Source organism: Anaerococcus tetradius ATCC 35098, from assembly GCF_000159095.1.
Classification (GTDB): domain Bacteria; phylum Bacillota; class Clostridia; order Tissierellales; family Peptoniphilaceae; genus Anaerococcus; species Anaerococcus tetradius.
The window spans coordinates 1-1,196 of the sequence record NZ_GG666323.1 but is presented as its reverse complement, the minus strand read 5'-3'; the positions used below and the strand labels follow the sequence as shown (position 1 = coordinate 1,196).

Genomic DNA, 1,196 nt, shown 5'->3' with positions numbered 1-1,196 from the left:
TTTAATTCCTCTATCAATCCGAAGCTTCGGTACTGGATTTTAGCCCCGTTCATTTTCGGCGCAAACCCACTTGACCAGTGAGCTATTACGCATTCTTTAAATGCATGGCTGCTTCTAAGCCAACGTCCTGGTTGTCTTAGTAGATTCACATCCTTTTCCACTTAATCCAGATTTTGGGACCTTAGCTGTCGGTCTGGGCTGTTTCCCTTTCGACTTAGAAGCTTATCCCCCTAAGTCTGACTCCTTGATCTGATTTTTTGGCATTCGGAGTTTGATAGGTTTTGGTACGGTAACCCGCCCTAGACCATTCAGTGCTCTACCTCCTTAAATCTTTATCAAAGGCTAGCCCTAAAGCTATTTCGAGGAGAACCAGCTATATCCGAGTTCGTTTGGTTTTTCGCCCCTATCCACAGTTCATCCGATACGTTTTAAACCGTACCCGGTTCGAGCCTCCAGTGAATTTTACTTCACCTTCACTCTGACCATGGATAGATCACCCGGTTTCGGGTCTATTGCAACAAACTTTTTCGCCCTATTAAGACTCGCTTTCGCTTTGGCTCCATCTCTTAAAGATTTAACCTTGCTTATTACAATAACTCGCTGGCCCATTCTACAAAAGGTACGACATCAGACTCTTGTCCTCTGTCTGCTTGTAGGCGCTAGGTTTCAGGTTCTGTTTCACTCCCCTTTCGGGGTTCTTTTCACCTTTCCCTCACGGTACTTGTTCGCTATCGGTCACATGTTAGTATTTAGCCTTAGGGGATGGTCCCCCTGTCTTCACAACGGATTCCTCGTGTCCGGTGCTACTTTCCTCCCTGGTTTATTTAGTTTTCGTCTACAAGACTTTCACTTTCTTTGGTTCATTTTCCCAAATGATTTGACTAACTAAATATTCCGCTATTGGATTAGGCTCTTTTCTTTTCGCTCGCCGCTACTTGGAAAATCGAGTTTTCTTTCTTTTCCTCCTGTTACTTAGATGTTTCAGTTCACAGGGTCTTACTTCACAAGACTATGTATTCATCTTGTGATGACTGCGTCTTCCGCAGCCGGGTTTCCCCATTCGGAGACCTAGGGGTCAGTGCTTTTTGTGAGCTATCCCTAGTTTTCGTTCACTTACGTCCTTCTTCGTCTTCATGTGCCAAGGCATCCACCTTGCGCCCTTTCTTTCTTGACTGGAAATATTTTTTGCTATTTAG

General features: G+C 44.6%; 1 rRNA gene. It reads right to left on the bottom strand.

The annotated features are described in order from the left end of the window. Window positions 1–1,174, bottom strand: a 23S ribosomal RNA gene (locus HMPREF0077_RS09955); the annotation flags it as partial. Window positions 1,175–1,196 lie beyond the last annotated feature (22 nt).